Annotated in this window: 18 protein-coding genes; 10 read left to right on the top strand and 8 right to left on the bottom strand. The window is 66.8% G+C overall.

Annotation, left to right across the window (positions count from 1 at the left end; genetic code table 11):
* Nucleotides 1-490: 490 nt before the first annotated feature.
* Nucleotides 491-844 carry a helix-turn-helix domain-containing protein gene (locus ABH920_RS16535; protein WP_370349863.1) on the top strand — a complete coding sequence of 118 codons (354 nt, stop codon included), beginning with the start codon at nucleotides 491-493 and terminating at the stop codon, nucleotides 842-844.
* A 538-nt stretch (nucleotides 845-1382) separates the two neighbouring features.
* Here the strand turns inward: ABH920_RS16535 and ABH920_RS16530 are convergent.
* Nucleotides 1383-1838: a MarR family winged helix-turn-helix transcriptional regulator gene (locus tag ABH920_RS16530; protein WP_370349862.1), complete on the bottom strand. Its 456-nt coding sequence runs from the start codon at nucleotides 1836-1838 to the stop codon at nucleotides 1383-1385.
* 197 nt (nucleotides 1839-2035) lie between these two features.
* On the opposite strand from ABH920_RS16530, the gene ABH920_RS16525 reads away from it, so the two are divergent.
* The 4 genes from ABH920_RS16525 to ABH920_RS16510 all read left to right on the top strand — a co-directional run bounded on the left by ABH920_RS16525 (nucleotide 2036) and on the right by ABH920_RS16510 (nucleotide 5292).
* Nucleotides 2036-2770, top strand: coding sequence for an SDR family oxidoreductase (locus ABH920_RS16525; protein ID WP_370349861.1), 735 nt, complete (start codon nucleotides 2036-2038; stop codon nucleotides 2768-2770).
* Nucleotides 2771-2904: 134 nt separating this feature from the next.
* Nucleotides 2905-3759: an LLM class flavin-dependent oxidoreductase gene (locus ABH920_RS16520; protein ID WP_370349860.1), complete on the top strand. Its 855-nt coding sequence runs from the start codon at nucleotides 2905-2907 to the stop codon at nucleotides 3757-3759.
* Nucleotides 3760-3869: 110 nt separating this feature from the next.
* Complete coding sequence (locus tag ABH920_RS16515) at nucleotides 3870-4487, top strand: NADPH-dependent F420 reductase (protein ID WP_370349859.1); 618 nt, start codon at nucleotides 3870-3872, stop codon at nucleotides 4485-4487.
* 316 nt (nucleotides 4488-4803) lie between these two features.
* Nucleotides 4804-5292 carry a cupin domain-containing protein gene (locus ABH920_RS16510; RefSeq protein WP_370349858.1) on the top strand — a complete coding sequence of 163 codons (489 nt, stop codon included), beginning with the start codon at nucleotides 4804-4806 and terminating at the stop codon, nucleotides 5290-5292.
* Nucleotides 5293-5592: 300 nt separating this feature from the next.
* Here ABH920_RS16510 and ABH920_RS16505 read toward each other — a convergent pair whose 3' ends face one another.
* The 7 genes from ABH920_RS16505 to ABH920_RS16475 form a co-directional block, all read right to left on the bottom strand.
* A complete protein-coding gene (locus tag ABH920_RS16505; protein ID WP_370349857.1) occupies nucleotides 5593-5781 on the bottom strand; it encodes a hypothetical protein in 189 nt (62 codons plus the stop codon).
* 45 nt (nucleotides 5782-5826) lie between these two features.
* A complete protein-coding gene (locus tag ABH920_RS16500) occupies nucleotides 5827-5970 on the bottom strand; it encodes a hypothetical protein (RefSeq protein WP_370349856.1) in 144 nt (47 codons plus the stop codon).
* A 196-nt stretch (nucleotides 5971-6166) separates the two neighbouring features.
* On the bottom strand, nucleotides 6167-7171 hold the full coding sequence (locus ABH920_RS16495) for a C40 family peptidase (protein WP_370349855.1): 1005 nt from the start codon (nucleotides 7169-7171) through the stop codon (nucleotides 6167-6169).
* Between the two features lie 13 nt (nucleotides 7172-7184).
* Complete coding sequence (locus tag ABH920_RS16490; RefSeq protein ID WP_370349854.1) at nucleotides 7185-8411, bottom strand: cytochrome P450; 1227 nt, start codon at nucleotides 8409-8411, stop codon at nucleotides 7185-7187.
* Complete coding sequence (locus ABH920_RS16485) at nucleotides 8408-9655, bottom strand: MAB_1171c family putative transporter (RefSeq protein ID WP_370349853.1); 1248 nt, start codon at nucleotides 9653-9655, stop codon at nucleotides 8408-8410. Before ABH920_RS16485 ends, ABH920_RS16490 begins: the two co-directional genes overlap by 4 nt.
* The gene (locus ABH920_RS16480; RefSeq protein WP_370349852.1) at nucleotides 9652-10176 is read right to left on the bottom strand and encodes a hypothetical protein; all 525 of its coding nucleotides are present in this window, start codon (nucleotides 10174-10176) and stop codon (nucleotides 9652-9654) included. Before ABH920_RS16480 ends, ABH920_RS16485 begins: the two co-directional genes overlap by 4 nt.
* A gap of 67 nt (nucleotides 10177-10243) precedes the next feature.
* On the bottom strand, nucleotides 10244-10774 hold the full coding sequence (locus tag ABH920_RS16475; RefSeq protein ID WP_370349851.1) for a helix-turn-helix domain-containing protein: 531 nt from the start codon (nucleotides 10772-10774) through the stop codon (nucleotides 10244-10246).
* A gap of 233 nt (nucleotides 10775-11007) precedes the next feature.
* On the opposite strand from ABH920_RS16475, the gene ABH920_RS16470 reads away from it, so the two are divergent.
* The 5 genes from ABH920_RS16470 to ABH920_RS16450 all read left to right on the top strand — a co-directional run bounded on the left by ABH920_RS16470 (nucleotide 11008) and on the right by ABH920_RS16450 (nucleotide 16499).
* Entirely contained in the window at nucleotides 11008-11331 is a 324-nt protein-coding gene (locus ABH920_RS16470; RefSeq protein WP_370349850.1) for a hypothetical protein, read from the top strand.
* A 44-nt stretch (nucleotides 11332-11375) separates the two neighbouring features.
* The gene (locus ABH920_RS16465; RefSeq protein WP_370349849.1) at nucleotides 11376-12095 is read left to right on the top strand and encodes a hypothetical protein; all 720 of its coding nucleotides are present in this window, start codon (nucleotides 11376-11378) and stop codon (nucleotides 12093-12095) included.
* Between the two features lie 80 nt (nucleotides 12096-12175).
* A complete protein-coding gene (locus ABH920_RS16460) occupies nucleotides 12176-13447 on the top strand; it encodes a hypothetical protein (protein WP_370349848.1) in 1272 nt (423 codons plus the stop codon).
* A gap of 5 nt (nucleotides 13448-13452) precedes the next feature.
* Entirely contained in the window at nucleotides 13453-14979 is a 1527-nt protein-coding gene (locus ABH920_RS16455) for an SCO6880 family protein (RefSeq protein WP_370349894.1), read from the top strand.
* 380 nt (nucleotides 14980-15359) lie between these two features.
* Entirely contained in the window at nucleotides 15360-16499 is a 1140-nt protein-coding gene (locus ABH920_RS16450) for a type VI secretion protein (RefSeq protein ID WP_370349847.1), read from the top strand.
* The last annotated feature ends 20 nt before the right edge of the window (nucleotides 16500-16519 follow it).

The following is a 16519-nucleotide window of genomic DNA, read 5'->3' as shown; positions in this document are numbered from 1 at the left end:
GGGAGTTGTACCCCAGGCGCGTCGACCAAGGATCTGCTGCCGTGACGTAGTTGCCTCGGCTGCGTATCCAGTACCCCGTGGGGGACACTTGGCGGCATGCATCGATGGGCGTCGGCCGTAGAGCCTGTGGCAATCGAGGCGCGACGGCCCGGCTACGGCAGAGTCCATTCCATCGCGATCTTGAAGGATCGCAGGTCAGCGGCCTGCGCGACATGGACCGATCTGCATGGAGCCCCGCCGGCGGCACGAACCTGCGACGTATTTCCGCAGTTCAGCAGGTGTTTTTCGACGCGCGAACTCGAGGAAACCTTCAACCGGCGACGCCTCGGGTGTTGTATTTCCGCTTGTCAGGCCTGATGTTGACCTGTCGCCAGCTGGAGCCCCAGGGTCTATTCGTTTTGCCGTTATGGGACTGTTTCATGCTATATGTCAGTGGATCTGTGAGCCTGTCACGTTACACTGATCATCTGGTACGGCAGGAGCCTCCGGGATGGACCAGTCCGAGGAGCGGCTAGCGGAGCGTCGCGAGCTGGGGGCTTTCCCCAACACGCCGCAGGACGTAGCGGTGCGGGCCCGGATGGTGCTGGTGCGCAGGCACGGGCTCGCTCGTGGCGAAGTCGCCGCGCAGTGCGGCGTGTCCCTGCAAACCGTCGACCGCTGGGTGGCCCGGTTCGCCGAGCACGGTGCCGCCGGACTCGCCAGTCGGCCACGGGCTCGCACCCAAGTTTGCGAACATGCCCGGGCTCACGCCCTGAAGTTGGCTGCGGCTCCTCCACCACTGTCCACCGGCCTGACCGCCTGGACCCCCGGGCGCTTGCCGACCACCTACGGCTCTGTTCCGTAGTCGGCCGCCGCAGCCGGTTCCCGAGCTGCCAGACTCCGTCCGGGGCCGGCAGCGGGGGAGCGCAGCGACCTTTCCTCTGCTGGTGTTCTTGGCAGCGCTCTTTGAGCGCACAGTTCTCGTGGTTACGTGGTGTTCGTGTTCGTGTTCGTGCTCGTCGGGCGGGTGCGAGGCGCGAAGCAGGCCAGTCGTTGCCGACCAGTACCAACCCGAGTAGTGCCGACGCCCCCGGTACCAGCGGAACTCGCGCTCCGGCATCCCGCCGAGCACGTCGTCCGCCGGCATCCCGTCGAACTCGGCGTCGACGAAACGACCGCCACTATTGCGGTAACGGATGGAGGCTGGCCCGGCCTCAACCGGATCGATCATGGCTAAAGCCGGTGTCAGATGTTTGATTCATGCAGGCGATGCCCACCCGGGGCGCCAAATCGTTCGAACGCTCTGCAAGCCACTCTCGCGGCGAAGGCTCGCGCCGTATCGACCTTGCGTTTACCGGGAGACGTACAGCGATCTGGTCAAGTCGCAGTTGCTCAGGTGCCGCCTACTGCTCTTCGAGCTTGGCCCAGATCCGGGTGATGGCGGCGATGTCATCGTCATCGAGGGGATCGACGAAATACTTCTTCACTGCCCCTTCGAACGTTCGCTTGATTGTCTCGGCGAATTGCCGTCCGCTCTCGGTGAAGCTGATCAGCGATACCCGTCCGTCGCCCTGATCGGCGTTGCGCTGCAGGTGTCCCGCGTCGATGAGGTCCTGGACCAGCCGTGATGCCCTGGTGGGGCTGACGCTCACAAGTTTGCCGGCCAGGGCTCGGACCGACTGCGGCTCGGTGTCCAGGAGCCAGCACAGGATCTCGACGGAGCTGAAGGAGATCTTGTGCTGTTCCGTCAGCACAGCGTCGATCCGCCCGGTGACCGTGGCGTGCGTGAACAGTAGGGCAAACCAGCCCCTGACCTGGTCCGGCGAAATTATCTGTGGCTGTGACACGGGTGCCTTCACACCAGGCAGCATACCTCAGGACCGGATGCCCTCCCATCTAGATGCGCGCGCACGCATCTGCTACGGTGGGTATGTAGTTGCGGAAGGGGAAATCAGCCTCGTTCGCAGAGTTCTGCCAGGACCGATCGCGGATGCCTCGAAGACGGTGGGCTCGCACACCGATCGGCCCGGCGGCCGACAGAAAGGTAACGGACACCATGCCCAAACTGGATGGCAAGGTCGCAGTGATCACTGGAGCGACGTCCGGGATGGCGTTGGCGACGGCCAAGTTGTTCGTCGCCGAAGGCGCCCACGTGTTCATCACCGGACGAGACAAGGCCAGACTGGACGAGGCGGTCGCCGCCATCGGCCACAACGTGACGGGCGTGCAGGCGGACTCGGGAAGTCTGCACGACCTGGCCCGCTTGGCCGAGACCGTGCGGCAGCAGCAAGGGCGAGTCGACGTCCTGTTCGCCAGCGCCGGTCTCGGCTCGGTGTCCGACCCGCTGGGCAGCATCACCCCGGACACGTTCGACGCGCTCGTGGGTGTCAACTTCCGAGGCACCGTGTTCACCGTTCAGTACCTGCTGCCGTTGATGAGCGACGGCGCGTCGATCATCCTGAACGGCACGACCAGCGCGACCAAGGGCATCCCCGGCGCCGGGGTGTACTCGGCGAGCAAGGCGGCCGTACGCTCACTCGCGCGCACCTGGGCCGCCGAGCTGAAGGACCGCGGCATCCGGGTCAACGTCGTCAGTCCCGGCTCGATCGACACCGCGCTCTTCAGCACCGTCGGCCCCGAATTTCGGGAGCAGATCACCTCCGCAATACCGCTGGGACGGCTCGGGACCAGCGAGGAGATCGCGTCCGCTGCGCTGTTTCTCGCCTCGGCGGACGCCAGCTTCGTCACCGGCGCGAACCTGGTCGTCGACGGCGGGTTCAGCCAGATCTAACGGCAAGCAAGTACGCCACTGCGCTCGGCATCGAGGCCCTCCGCGAGCCCGTCACCCCGGGCACGCCGAACCCAGGTCGGCGACCACATTTGCTCGAGGCCGGCCGCACACGAATCACTGAAGGAGAGGCACCGATGCCTGACTATGGTCATCCTCTGCGTTTCGCCACGTTCATCTCGCCCGCCAACTCCCCAGCGCACCGTCCAGTCGAATTGGCGCAGCTCAGTGAGCGGCTCGGTTTCGACTTCGTCACCTTCCAGGATCACCCCTACAAGGCCGACTTCCTCGACACCTGGACTCTGCTGAGCTGGGTGGCCGCGCGGACCGAAACCATTGGCCTGGCCGGCAACGTGCTGAACCTGCCGCTGCGCCAGCCCCCCGCCGTGCTCGCCCGCGCGATGGCCAGCCTCGACCTGCTCTCCGGTGGACGAACGAGCCTCGGGCTCGGCGCCGGCTTCTTCTGGGACGCTGTGCAGGCAGTCGGCGGAGGGCGGCTCACCCCCATGCAGGGCGTGACGGCCCTGGGCGAGGCAATCGACGTGATCCGCGGGACCTGGGACGCCGACGGGCCCGGGACCCTCGACGTCGATGGCGAGTTCTACACGGTCCGCGGCGCCGAGCGCGGCCCCGCCCCCGCACACGACATCCCGATCTGGATCGGCGCCCAGAAGCCGAAAATGCAGGATCTGGTCGGACGCAAGGCCGACGGCTGGCTGCCGTCGCTGCCCACCATGGAACCCGGCGGCCTGCCCAAAGGAAACGCCATCATCGACGACGCCGCACGGGCCGCAGGCCGCGACCCCCGCGACATCACCCGTCTGCTCAACATCTTCCCGGGCCAGCAGACCGCGGAAGAACTGGCCCAGATGACCCTCGAGGACGGCGTCAGCATCTTCATCCTGGCCAGCGACGACCCGGACATACTCCAACGCTTCGCCGCCGAGACGATCCCCGCCGTACGCGATCATGTCGCCCGCGGACGTAAATAACACGCGTGGCAGTCGCACCCGCGGCCAACGCTCTTGGCGCAACCCATCACGATCACGGCGACCAAACCAGTTCAGCCGACCGACCCAGACACGACGGAGGAACACGCACCATGACCACCATCAGCATCCTCGGCTCGGGCAACATGGCCACCGCCATCGGCACCCGAGCGGCCCAGCACGGTCACACCATCGAGATCATCAGCCGCGACACCGCCAAGGCCCAGGCACTCGCCGACCAGATCGGCAACGGAGCCACTGCCGCACCATTCGGCGCAACACCGCTCGGCGACATCGTCATCGTGGCCATCCCCTACACCGACACGGTTTCCGCGGTCGCGAACTACGGCAAGTCACTCGCCGGCAAGATCCTCGTCGACATCTCCAATCCATTCAACGCCGACGCCAGCGGACTCGTGACCACCCCAGGCAACTCGGCAGCCCAGGAGATCGCCGCTGCCGCTCCCAAGGACGCAGCCGTCGTGAAAGCGCTGAACACGATCTTCGGCCACGTCCTCGCTCAAGACATACCGCTCGACGCGTTCCTCGCAGGCGACAGCACCGAGGCGAAGGCACAAGTCGCCGCGTTTCTACAGAGCATCGACCTGCGGCCCCTCGACACGGGCGGACTCCAGATGGCCTCGGTCCTTGAATGGACCAGCATCCTGCTGATGGGGCTGGCGCGAAACGGCGCCGGCTTCAACCTCGCCCTAGGCGCCGAAGTCCACTGAAGATCTCCTCTGGGTCTGGGCCGGCGACTCGTCCTGCCGCCCAGACCCCGAGAGGCCACATAACTAGCCGTGTGCCCGGAACGGCATGTGTGACTGGAGCGACGGGTGTTCGGTGAGCCTCCCTGCCCCGCGGAAGCGCACTACCACCTCCCCAGGAGTCACAGAACACGGCATTTCCGCACGGGCCTCTGATATACGAGCCATAGCCGTGAAAATAAGCGACACCACCCGCCGCCGCTATCAAAATCCCTGAGCTAAGAATGCTTACATTTAGCAAGCGGAGTAAAGTCCGTTTTTGCTCAGAAGGGAAGACCTCATGAGCTATCTACCTAACGGGGCGATCATCCTCCCCGCCGACGGGGGTCGGCCGATCCCCGGTGACGGCGTGATGATCCCCAACCTGATGGGGAAGGTCGCCGCCGATCAGGGCTCAGGCTCCATCGCCGTGATGGAGGGGACGGCCGAGCCTGGCTTCGGCCCGCCTATTCACATCCATCACAGCAGTGAGGAGCTTTTCTATGTCCTCCAGGGCCAGATGGACTTCCAGGTCGGCGACCAGCGGGTAAGCGCCACGCCGGGCACGCTCGTCATGGTGCCGCGCGGAACGGTCCACGCGCCCCTGGTGGTTGGACCCGAGCGGGCGAGGTTCCTGGTCATGTTCGCGCCCGCCGGCCCGGACGGGCTGTTCTACGAGATCGCCGCACTCGCTCAGGAGAACGGCGGGATCATCGATGACAATGACCCGCGCATCGAGGCACTTACAGTCAAGTACGACACGGAGCATGTCGGGCCCCCGCTGCAGTAAGCCGAGTTCGGCGTCGGCCACGCGGCACGCGGAGTACGGGGCGAGGCCGGGGAACTGTAAACGCATGGCGGCCGGCTCGCCCAGCAGAGCATGCTCGGCGAAGCCGTTCGCTTCGGCCTCCAACTCGGAGATCGTCATACCCAGGCGCGCCTCGATCTCGGGGCGCTGCTGCTCGGTGAAAGCCGGGCAGTGCCATGCGGGCTTTCCTTCGGGCGCCCACTCGAAAGAGGCACCAGCTCAGCACCCCCGACGCGGCATTACCGCTCGGACGTCATACGGCTGCTAATGCCGAGTTCGGCATTAGCAGCCCTTCTTCACGTCCCCGGTCTCGTGAAGCAACAGCACCGCACCTTCGCGCCCGAGCTGCCTGCGCTGCATGCCGTCGACGGTCGCCGTCATGAGGAACGGCTGCGCCAGGATCCGCGACACTCCCAGGTCGAAGTCAGCGAACAGCAGCCGCGCCAACTCCAACCGGGACTCGAAGATCACGTGGTTCCGTTCTGTGACTGCCCAGTAGGTGCCCGAGTAGTGCTTCTACCCCAGGTGCCAGCGGAACGTCCGCCACGGACCTGCCTCCAGGAGGCTCCCGAGCGGTGCATCGTGGAACGAGTAATCGGTGAGCTCGTCGTTGCCGTCCCTTGCCTGCACGGCTGCCGTAGCGACATCCACGTCCGACATGCGGTCTCCACCCCCTGGCACAGCCCTTCTACGAAAGCCAGCGTTGGACGAGAAGCCGAACGCCGTCCTGCAATGGCGACCGATTCACCCCAACCGGCGATACTGGCGACCTGGGATTCCGGAAGTCGGGTCCCAAAGGACACCGAGGGGACATCGGGATCCGGAAAAGGGCATCGAAGTCCGGAACCTACAGTAGTTAATAAACCTCGCGGCGGATCGCGACGAGATTATCCCTCCAGTAGCCGGCCAGCGTGCTCAGCTGGACAGTCAGTCCGCTGTGGGGCGCCTCCACCAAGATCCCTTGGCCCAGGTACATGCCTACGTGTCCTGGCGCGGTGACGGTTCCGTCCGATCCTGGGACGAACAGCAGGTCGCCCGGCAGCAAGTGGTTCGTGTCGTAGACCGGCTGGCCGACGGTGGATTGCGCGATGCTGCCGCGAGGGATCGTGATGCCTGCGGCGCGGTAGGCCACCATCATCAGGCCGGAGCAGTCCCAGCTGTCGGGACCGGTTCCTCCCCAGACATACGGCTTGCCGACTTGCGCCAGCGCGAAGCTGATGGCAGTGGCTATGGGGGCGGGGACGCCGGCCGGGATGTGGTAGCTGGCAGCGTTGGCAACTGCTGCGGCGACGGCGATATCGCTCGAATCCTCCGGCGTGCAGTTTTCGCCGCCAGTGAAGGCGACGGCGAGGGCCTGGGCCTCGTCCTCCCATTTCGCGTAGGCGTCGGGGAAACCGCTGTGCTGGACAGATTGGGCGGCATCGGTGGTGGACATCGAGCGCCAGCCCGGGACTTGGAGCAGTCTGCCGTAGAACTGCCGGGCGGCGTACATCGGAGTCAGGATCTGTGCGGGGCTGCCCCAGCCTTGGGACGGGCGTTGCTGGAACAGCCCCAGGCTGTCTCGGTCCCCGTAGTTGAGGTTCTGGAGGCCGGACTCTTGTAGTGCGGTGGCTATGGCGATCGCCTCGCCGGGGGCTGGGACGCCCATGTTCATGCCGACCTGGGCGATGATCTGGGCGTTCGACAGTTGTGCAGCGCTCAGGTTTCCGGTGTGGGCTGAGTTCCCACGGAAGCCGGCCGTGCATATGGATGTCGTGGTCGAGTCGGGTGCTGTGATGATGGCCCCTGCTATGGCGGCGACTGCGGCTACGGCGAGCAGGGGCGCCGATATCGCGGCGGCTATGGCGGGCTTGACGGGCATGCTGCTCTCCTCATCAGGCGGGCTGCGCCACGAAGGTGACGGGCAGTGCGGTGACGGCGTGCTGCCGATGATCGGGCTTCCAGGGCAGGTCGTGCTCGGGGATGGCGAGCGCGAGGTTCGGCAGCCGGTGGATCGCGGTCCACAAGGCGGTGCGCACTTCCATGCGGGCGAGCGGGGCGCCGAGGCAGTAGTGCGGTCCGTGGCCGAAGCCGAGGTGCCCGTTGGAGGCCCGTTCGAGGTCGATGTCGTCGGGGTTGGTGATGTACTGCGGGTCGCGGTTTGCCGAGCCGATAGCGAGCAGGACCGTCTCGCCAGCGGGCACAGTCCGCTCGCCGACGTGGATGTCTTCGACTGGGAAACGCCGGATTGCGGTGAGCATGGGTCCGTCTCGCCGCAGCAGTTCCTCGACGAGTGCGGCCATACGGGGTGTGTGCGGATCGGGTTCCTCACGGACGAGGTCCGCCAGCCCCGGTTCGCCGAGGACGGTGGCGATGCTGTTGGAGATCAGGTGCACGGTGGTCTCGAAACCGGCCCACAGGATGAGGAACGCCAGCGATGTCAGCTCGTTCTCGGTCAGTCGGTCGTCACCGTCACGAGCGGCGATCATCGCGGTGAGCAGGTCGTCGGCCGGCTCGGCGCGCTTACGTTCGATCAGGTCCACCAAGCAGGCGTGCATGCCGGCGACGAGTTCGCGGGTGGAGGGGCGATTCGGGTCGTTCGGCGTCATCAGCGATCGGGTGTAGGCCTGGAAGGCGGCGCCGTCTGACTCCGGGATCCCGAGCAGGTCGCAGATGACGACCACGGGCGTCGGGACGGCGAGCGCGTCAACGAGGTCGGCATGTCCGTCCGCGGCGATCGCGGCGATCAGCCGGTCGACGGCCGCCTGGACGCGCTCGCGCTGAGCCTCGACGCGGCGGGGGGTGAACGCGGAGGAGACCAGGCCGCGAAGTCTGGCGTGTGCCTCGTCATCGACGTTCATCAAGTGCTCGTCGAGGGCCGGCGGTAGGCCGAAGCCCTGGTATCCGTGGCGCGAGTTGCGCGTCTCGATCGACATGCGCGGGTCGGACAGCAGTGCTTTGACGTCGGCGTATCGGCTGATCACCCAAACCTGCCCGCCGCTGGGCTTGACCGCCTGGTGGGCGCCGCCGGCCTCACGTAACTGCGCGTACGCGTCGTACGGGCAGCCGGACAGGTGTGGGGCCATTTCGATCGGCTCGGTGAAGGGCTGGCTGGTGCTCATGCGATACCTCCGGTCGGGGTCAAGTCGGTGTCGGCGAGCTCGTGAGGCATCGCCGACCGCTTGGTGAAGTGCTTGGTGACCTTCAACAGCCACGCCAGTTCGGCGTCGAGGTCGGCGGGGGAGTTTCCCGCTGTGGGCGACGAAGTACGTTCACCGTGGGTCGCGGCTTCACGGGCGTCGAGCGCGGCATGGATCTGTTCGGCGGTGACCGCGGCGTCCAGGTCGTCGTTCACGAGACCGCGGCTGGCGAAGAGCACGCGAACGTGCTCCGCGTATGCAGGGTCCTGGTAAGGCCGGAGCGTGAGGATCCCATCGCGGATCTCCACGATCCGTCGCGCGACGTGATACTCCACATCGCTGAGCACGCGCGTTGCGGTGCGCATTCTGCCCATGACGCTCCTGGAACCGGGGCTGCGCGGGTCATCGAAAGCGATGGAGGCATCCAGCGAGTAGAAGCTCGCCCACAGCGGACGCAGCCGGATGTAGGCGATCAAGCGCCGTGAACGTTGAGCGAGCGCGGAGATGCGCGGTCCCCACCAGTGCAGGGTCAGACCGATCATGACCAGAAGTGCGCCAAGTCCAGCGCCGACTTCGGCCACGTTTTCCAACGGGGAGATGTCGACGTCGGCAAGGGCGGCGGCGATGTCGGCCAACCGAGTGAGGCTGTAGAACAGTCCGATGGCTGCGCCGATGCTCGCAGTGATCAGGCCGGTGCGGAGCCAGCTGGGGCTCATCACCTTCGCGTACCGCCGGCACAGGCGGATGACCTCGACTTCGGCGGTCGTGTAGGTCGTCAGGTAGATGAAGAGGTAGGTGTCGTACTCGACCGATCCGCCGTACCAGTCCTTGAACGACTGCTGGAGGTGGTGTGTGGAGTCGCTGTGTACGAACAGCGTGATCATCGCGGTGAGCACCACAGCCACGATCGAGATCGTCACCTTGATACGGCGCCGTGCCTGATCCGGGCTGTAGGACCACAGCTGCAGGAGGGCAAGCTGGCTGGCGCTGTAGCACACGACCAGGCACATCGTGATGAGCGTGTTCGACTCGGGCAGGCCGGTCCAAGCGTCGGTCCGGTTCCAGACCTCTGACCATCCGGCGGTGAAAATCAGCGCGAAGGACAGGTAGAGGAACCAGGCAGCCAGACGCGCCGGTTCCTTGATGATGGCGGGGAACCGCTTAGCGCTGGAGAGCACGACCGTCCAGGCGAACAGCGCGGTCAGCGGATACAGGGTGGTGTTCATCGCTCACCTCGCGACAGAGAGGTCGTGATGCGCGCGATGACCTCATCGGCGCTGGGATCCGTGGCTCGTGGCACTTCTCGAAGTGGTTGGCGTCCGATCCGGCGCAGAATCAGCGTCGCGATGAGCTCCGCCTCGAACTCGTCGTCCTCGGCGTATGAGTCCCGCCCGAGCACCCGGAAGACGTCGCTGACCTTCGCGCCGGCCGCGATGGTCCGCGCCAGGTCGTTGCTGAGCTCCTTGCCGGGCACGTGGGCGCGCAGGATGTGCCCGATCTCGTGGAAGACGATGTGCTGCTGGTGCAGCAGCGAGGTGTCCTCTTCGTAGAAGACGTAGTCGGCGTTGGACGTTCTCATCCAAGCCCCGCACAGTCCGCCGATCACCATCGAGTGCGACATCAGGACGATGCTTCGGCCGAGGAGCCGACCGAGTTGTGCACAGAATCCCTGGAGATCGAACGGGGCGGGGAGGTCGAGGCCGGCGACCAGCGCCGAGCACTCGCGGCGCGACTGCTCTCGATTCACCGCAGTTCACCCGGCGCTCGAAGCGGCACGAGTCCATGCCGCAGCGGGGCGGACCAGCGGTCGAGTGCTACTCGTCCGTGTCGGGCGCCGATTCGGCCGGCGGCAGTCCCTCGACCTCGCGCACCCGGTCGATCATGCTCAAGACCAGCTTGACGCTCTCCGGCGGCAGCCCGACCGTGCGCATCGCCACGTCCTGGACCCCGGCGTGCTGGAGTGCGGCGACCAGCTTGAGCTGCTCGTTCGTCTCCTCGGTGTCCTCGTGCTCGTCGAAGTACGACAGCGGGACCCCGAAGAACTTCGCAAGGCCCTGGATCGCGTCCATCATCGGGTTCGTTCTGACCCCGTTGACCAGCTGCGACAGGTACCCGACCGAGATCGACGCTCCGCCCTCGGCCTCGATCGCCCGGATGGCCTCCCGGTAGGAGTACCTCTTGCCGTCCGGCTTGCGCTTGTTCTCGAACAGGTACTGCAGCCGCTCGGCGATGACGCCTGGGTCGGCCGTGCTGGGATGCGGTGACTGCTCGTCGGGCGGAGTCCGTTCGCCGGTCGCAGCAGGCGTCGCCGGCTCCTCGCCCGCTCCCTTGGCCTGCTTGCTCATCGACGGTCCCTTCTCGGCGTGCCAGCTGCCCGAATGCTGTCCGCTCAGGTGAACATTGCTGGGTCATTTCAGCTTACCTCGTTCGCTCCGGTTGACGTGTCCGACATGCGACAGCTTATGGTGGTTTCACACTGTTCGCAGAGATGAACAGTTGGCCCGCATCCGAGAACCGCTCGGGATGCCTCGGCCGGATCCGCGAGGCGTTCGCGCCTCGCCGAACGCCTAAGGAGCAGGTGAAGGCCATGATCGGGATGCTCATTCAGCAGGCCGCAGTCCAGGTGCTCAGTCACGCCGCCAGCGTGATCCCCGACCCGCCGCCGGCGGCGCCGGTCGGATCGGGCGCGATCGGCACCTTGTTCTCATGGCTCAAGTGGGGCGCTCTGACCTGCTGTGCGGGCGCCGCTGTCATCGGCGGCTGCATGATCGCGCTCGGTAACACGTCGCGGAGGGCCGAGATGGCCGAGCGCGGGAAAGTCACTCTGTTCAGCTCCGTCGTCGGTGCGGTCGTGGTCGGGTTGGCGGTCACGCTGATCACCGCTTCGTACGGCTTGAGCTAAGCCCGCCGCCGATCGCACGCGTATCGCCACCACCAGGAGTCACAATGCGTAACCCTATCGGCGCAAAGCGCCTATTTCCGGGAGCTATCGCCGCCGGTGTCGTGCTGGTCATCGGGGCAATCACCGTCCCGTTGATCTGCGGCCGTGACGACCGGCCCGCCGGGACGAAGCCCGCGATCCCGGCGCCCGCCCCTCCCCCCGCAGCAGCTCCATCGGGCCCGATTTCGCTGGTTCACGGTGCCCGCGTCGCCGACGGCATCGAGGTCGGCTTTCCGCACACGCCCATCGGCGCAGTCAGTGCCGCGTCGGAGTACGTCGACGCCGCGGCATCCACGCTCGATCCGGACTACGCCGCGTCGGTGATGCGCGTGGCCGGCGACCCGGGCAACACGGCCCTGCCGTCGAGCCTCGCGACGAGCATCCTCAAGCTCCGGTCCGAGTTGCAGCTGCGGTCGGACGGGCCGCTGGATCGGCCGGTGACGTTCCAGACCACAGCGCAGATGTATCAGCTGCGGAACGTCGCGGCGGACGACGTCCTGGTCCTCCTGCTCACCGACAGCACGTTCGTCAACGCGCAAGGCGGGACAGCCCAAACCACCGGCGTGTTCCCAGTTCAGATGCGTTGGATCGCGGGGGACTGGAAGATCGGGGCCATCGGCCGCACCGGCCAGGACTACTCCTCGCTGGCCGCCACTCCGGATACTCAGGACGCTGTGAAGCGGGGCTGGCTCGCCCTCATCGCGGCTACCGGCGGCGCGTCATGAGCCTCGCCCGCGTGATCTTCGACCCTCCAGGATCCGGCTCCGGCTGTCTTGACGGAGACATCGGCAAGTGCCTTTCGGATGTGGCTGCGCTACCCGGCAAGGCAGCCGGCGCGGTCGCGTCCGGCGCTGAATCCGCGGTCGGTGATGTCGCCAGCTCGGCTTGGGATTCGATCTGCCATTCCTTCGCCGACGCCTTCGCCTCGGTGTTGAAGTGGTTCGGCGGCGTGTTCGCCTCGATGCCTGATCCCGATCTCGGGTCCATCCACGGCGTGTACGCGATCAGCCTGACGCTCGGCATGGTCGTCGCAGTCGTCCTGTTGATGGTGCAGGCCGGCTCCGTGGTGTGGACGCGTTCCGGCGCGCCGCTGGCACAAGCGCTGACCGGGTTGCCGAAGGCCGTGCTGGCCTCGCTGCTCACGCTCGCTGTCTCCAGCCAGATCATGGCGGCGTCCGACGACCTGGCGAACTGGATCGTGTCGTCCAGCGGCAGCAGCATGACGGAGTTCACTGAGCGGCTGACCACCTTGCTGGCAGTCAGTACGCCGACGGGACCGGCGATCCCGTCGGTGCTGCTGTTGCTGTTCGGCCTGATCGGCATCGGCGTTGTGCTGACGCTGTGGCTTGAGCTCGTGCTGCGCAACGCCGTGTTCTGCGTCATGGTGGCGGTCGCGCCGATCAGCGCGGCTGGGCAGATCGGCTCCACGACCACTGAGTGGTGGCGAAAGCTGGCCAAGGGCGGAGTCCAGCTGGCCATGGTCAAGCCGGTCATCGCACTCGTTTTCGCTATCGGCCTCGACAAGACCGGAAACGCGACCGGCATCACTGGGGTGATCTCCGGGATGGCCGTGCTCTTCATGGCCGTGTTCGCCTGGCCGGCCATCGGGCGTCTGTTCACCTTCACCTCGGTCACGATGGGCGGGGCGATGGGTGCGGGCGCGCTGGTCGGTGCGGTCGCCAACCGCACGGCCGGTGGTGGGCCGGGCGTCGACCCGGCTGCGTTCGGCCAGTTCTCCGAGCGTCAAGCCATGTCGGCCCACGCCGCACGCGGCGCCGGGGCCGGCGCGGGCAGCACTGCGGGATCCGGGGCGTCCGCTGGGCCTGCGGGAGTCGCGGTCGCCGCACTCCAAGCTCTGCACAAGACGATCAATGCGGTGGGCTCGCGGATGGAGCAGCAAGCCGGCCACGCAGGGCTGGAGGGCGCCAATCCTTCGGCATACCCCGCTGGATACCCGATGTACGGCTCCGTCCGGATGCCGCGCGGCGCGATCTCGTCTCGGTCAGGCAGTTCCAGCGATGAGCCTTCGGTCTCTGGGGGACCGACCGGCAAGGCCACGAACAACGGAAAGGCGTGATCAACATGAACTCACGTGTTCCTGCCCGGACCTACGTCGGCTGGCAGCACGAGAAGGTGCACTTCCTGCTCGGACTCTCTGGTCGCCGCGCCGCCCTCGTCGGAGCTGCCGTCTTCTTCGGCCTGCAACCACTCGCCTCCGGCAACCTCGCCGGCGCCATCGTGTTCTGGCCGCTCGCCCTCCTGCTCGCGGGATGCGCCTACGTGCATGTAGCGGGCCGCACCCTCGACGAATGGGTGATCACCGCGGTCTCCTTCAGCCTTCTGAGGTTCCGCCACAAGACCGAATTCTTGTCCGGGGCCTTCGCCCCGGAGCGCGGTCTCGAGCCGCCCCGCCCGGACCTGCCCGGTGTGCTCGCACCCGTGCGGATCCTCGCGGCTCACGACGGCGTGGGCAGGGAGATCGCAGTCCTGCACCACTCGCACGCATGTACCTACACGGCGGTCGCGCTGGTCGACCCGGCCGGATTGGGTCTGCTCGATGCTGATCGTGCCGAGGCGATGGTCCAGGCTTGGGGCGAGGTACTTGCCTCGCTGTGCACCGAGGAACAGCCGATAGCCCGGCTCCAGTTCGTGTCGCGCACCGTGCCGGAGACCGGGGGAGCGCTGCGTTCCTGGCACACCGCGCACCTCGATCCCGCCGCTCCGCTCGCTTCGGTCATGGCGAACGAAGCGCTGCTCGCCGCAACGCCGGCCACGTGCCGACGCCAGATGTGGCTGGCAATCTCTCTTGACGCCAGACGTGCCTTGACCGCAATACGTGCGGCGGGTGGCGGCGACAAGGGAGCCTTCCGAGTTCTCGGCCAGCAAGTACGGGCACTGAGTCCGCAGCTCGCCGGGGCCGGCATCAAGATCCCACATTGGCTGGACACACCGGCGCTCTCAGAAGCCATTCGCACGGGGTTCGACCCGCACGCGGCGGCCTTGCTCGACCAACGCCGCGCAGAGGCGGACGAGCAGGTCGGCCACGGCGACTTGCCCATCGTCCAAGCCGGCCTTGATCCGGCGGCCGCCGGCCCGACGGCGGCTGAGAACTCGTGGTCGTCGTATCGACACGACGGCGCGGTATCGGTGACCTACTCGATTCACGCGTGGCCGATATCGCCGGTCTACGCGACTGCGCTGGCGTCGCTGCTGGCTGACGCGACCCACAGGCGCTCGTTCTCGTTCGTCATCGAGCCGCTCGGGCCGCGAGCGGCGCAGAAGGCAGTGATGGTCGAGCGTACGAAGCGCGAGGTCGGTATCAGGCTGCGTGCTCGTACCGGTCAGGCCGTCTCCGCTTCCGAGCAGGTGGCGCTCGACCGGGCCGCGGCGCAGGACGCCGAACATGCGCACGGGTCTGGCCTGTGCCGCTTCACCGGCTACCTCACCGTGACGGTCGACGACCCGAACGAGCTGCCGGACGCTTGCGCGCAGGCAGAAGCCGGCGCTGCTCTCATCGGAATCGAACTGCGGCGGATGTACGGCGCTCAAGACACCGGCTTCGCCATGACCCTTCCCGTCGGTCTCGGCCTTCCGGCGAAGCGGTGGTGACCACGATGGGTACGACCGTCAGCAAGCGTCGTCAGCTCGCCGCAGCTACAAGCCTTCCGGCCATCGCAATTACTGAGCTTCGACCTCTGGCTCCCGCTGCTTCTACACCGCCTTCCACGATCGGTCGGACTGAGCCGTGCCTGCCGAGTAGGGCTCCGCGGCGCGGGATCAATCGCCCCTACTCCGGCCGTGCCGCCCTCGCTCCGCCACCTCGGGTCTATCGGGCCGCAACTGCACAGCTTGCTGGGCTCTACCCGTTCCTGTACGGCGGTAGCGTCCCGGCGGTCGGCCCGTACGTCGGCACGAACCTGCTCACCGGCGCGGCGTTCTCCTGCCACCCCATCGCCTGGCTCAACCATGGACTGATCACCAACCCCAACGTGCTGTTCACCGGCATACCCGGGGCGGGCAAGTCGGCATACATCAAGGCCCTTTCTCTGCGCTTGATGTCCTACGGCGTCAAGACTCTCGTCCTCGGCGACCTGAAGAACGAGTACAAGGAACTCGCCCATGGGCTCGGCGTGGAGCCAGTTCAGCTGGGGCCAGGACTTCCCGCCCGGCTCAACCCCCTCGACGCCGGCCCGCTGGGTGAAGATCTGCCCAGTGATCCCGTCGAGTTGGAGGAGCGCCTGGCCGAGATCCACCGACGGCGGCTCACGCTCCTCAATGCTCTGCTGTCCACCAAGCTCGGCCGCCCGCTGTCGCCGACGGAAGAGGCTGCCGTTTCCCTCGCCATCCACGAGGCGACAGGTCAGGCCGGTGCGGCTACCGCCCTGGTAGACCCGACGCTGCCGCAAGTGTGGGCAGTGCTTCGTGACCCGACTGGCGAGATGGCGCGGGACCTGCGGGTACGCGGTGGGGACTCCGAAGAACTCCGCGACATGGTGCGGCAGGTCGCTGATGCGCTGCGCGCGATGGTCCACGGCTCGCTCTCGGGCCTTTTCGACGGCCCCACCACTGTCGCCCTCGACTTCACCGCACCGATCCAGACCGTCGACCTCTCCCGCCTCGACGGTCGCGGAGACGAGACGATCGCGATGACTCTCGCCTGCGTCTCGTCCTGGGGCCAGTCCGCGATCGACGATCCGGCGGGGCCGGTCCGCCTCGTCGTGCGCGACGAGCTTTGGCGCGCGATGCGGATTCCCGCGATGGTGCGCAAGCTCGACGGCGACCTGCGTCTGTCCCGTGCTACCGGAACGATCCAGGTCCTCGCCACACACAGGCTGGCCGACTTCGAGACCGTCGGCGCCGCTGGCAGCCCGGAAGCGGCCATCGCGGCGAACCTCATCGCCAGCTGCGACGTGCGAGTGTGCCTGGCCCAGGACGTCGCTCCGCTCGCCATGACTCGCGACGCCATCGGGCTCACGGGCCCCGAGTGCTCGCACATCGCCTCCTGGGGCGCGGCGCACATCGGCCACGCCCTGTGGAAGGTCGGTCGACATCACTCGGCCGCGGTTCGTCTGGAGCTGACACCGCTTGAGCGCGAGTGGTTCTACACCAACCAGCGGATGTCCGCGTAGACGGAAGGAGGTTGGTTCGT

Origin of the sequence: Catenulispora sp. EB89, from assembly GCF_041261445.1 — a bacterium.
Lineage (GTDB): Bacteria > Actinomycetota > Actinomycetes > Streptomycetales > Catenulisporaceae > Catenulispora.
Note: the sequence above shows the minus strand (reverse complement) of the source record. Positions and strands in the feature narration are given on the sequence as shown.

Coding starts and splice junctions, on each gene's coding strand:
- ABH920_RS16535 (WP_370349863.1), top strand. CDS start 491: ATGGACCAGTCCGAGGAGCGGCTAGCGGAGCGTCGCGAGCTGGGGGCT.
- ABH920_RS16525 (WP_370349861.1), top strand. CDS start 2,036: ATGCCCAAACTGGATGGCAAGGTCGCAGTGATCACTGGAGCGACGTCC.
- ABH920_RS16520 (WP_370349860.1), top strand. CDS start 2,905: ATGCCTGACTATGGTCATCCTCTGCGTTTCGCCACGTTCATCTCGCCC.
- ABH920_RS16515 (WP_370349859.1), top strand. CDS start 3,870: ATGACCACCATCAGCATCCTCGGCTCGGGCAACATGGCCACCGCCATC.
- ABH920_RS16510 (WP_370349858.1), top strand. CDS start 4,804: ATGAGCTATCTACCTAACGGGGCGATCATCCTCCCCGCCGACGGGGGT.
- ABH920_RS16500 (WP_370349856.1), bottom strand. CDS start 5,970: ATGTCGGACGTGGATGTCGCTACGGCAGCCGTGCAGGCAAGGGACGGC.
- ABH920_RS16495 (WP_370349855.1), bottom strand. CDS start 7,171: ATGCCCGTCAAGCCCGCCATAGCCGCCGCGATATCGGCGCCCCTGCTC.
- ABH920_RS16490 (WP_370349854.1), bottom strand. CDS start 8,411: ATGAGCACCAGCCAGCCCTTCACCGAGCCGATCGAAATGGCCCCACAC.
- ABH920_RS16485 (WP_370349853.1), bottom strand. CDS start 9,655: ATGAACACCACCCTGTATCCGCTGACCGCGCTGTTCGCCTGGACGGTC.
- ABH920_RS16475 (WP_370349851.1), bottom strand. CDS start 10,774: ATGAGCAAGCAGGCCAAGGGAGCGGGCGAGGAGCCGGCGACGCCTGCT.
- ABH920_RS16465 (WP_370349849.1), top strand. CDS start 11,376: ATGCGTAACCCTATCGGCGCAAAGCGCCTATTTCCGGGAGCTATCGCC.
- ABH920_RS16455 (WP_370349894.1), top strand. CDS start 13,453: ATGAACTCACGTGTTCCTGCCCGGACCTACGTCGGCTGGCAGCACGAG.